The sequence below is a fragment of the Neisseria sp. P0021.S007 genome (assembly GCF_051956855.1).
This window is the reverse complement of sequence record NZ_JBQCXA010001406.1, coordinates 1-486: the sequence shown is the minus strand read 5'-3', so window position 1 is coordinate 486 and position 486 is coordinate 1. Positions and strand designations below refer to the sequence as shown.

1 pseudogene is annotated in these 486 nt (G+C 49.6%); it reads left to right on the top strand.

Going from position 1 to position 486, the window contains the following annotated elements:
- A pseudogene (locus ACTHUR_RS19415) lies at nucleotides 1-486 on the top strand (ATP-grasp domain-containing protein); the annotation flags it as partial.

The following is a 486-nucleotide window of genomic DNA, read 5'->3' as shown; positions in this document are numbered from 1 at the left end:
GTATCGGCGTTTTTGCCACTGACCTCAACCCCCACATGTCTTCTGCCTGCCATGTTGCCGACCGCACTTTCAGCGTGCCGCGTATCGATGCAGCCGAATACATTGACAGCATTTTCGAGTTGGCCAAACAACACGACATCGGTCTGATTGTGCCAACCATCGATACCGAGCTGCTCAAACTGGCCGAAGCACGTGACCGTTTTGAAGCTGAAGGAATACATATTGTCATTTCCGATGCAAAACTGATTACCCTGTGCCGCGACAAGCGCCTGACCTCATGCCTGTTTGCACAATACAGCATCCGTTCCCCTGAAATTTACGAACGGGACCACCTGGTTTTCCCATGTTTTACCAAGCCTTATGACGGCAGCCGCGCCATCGGTGCGAAAAAAATCAACACACCAGCTGATTTGACTGTCGACATTACCGAAGACCCGAAAATGATGTTCACCCAATACATCGATATCGAGAATACTTTTTCCGAAT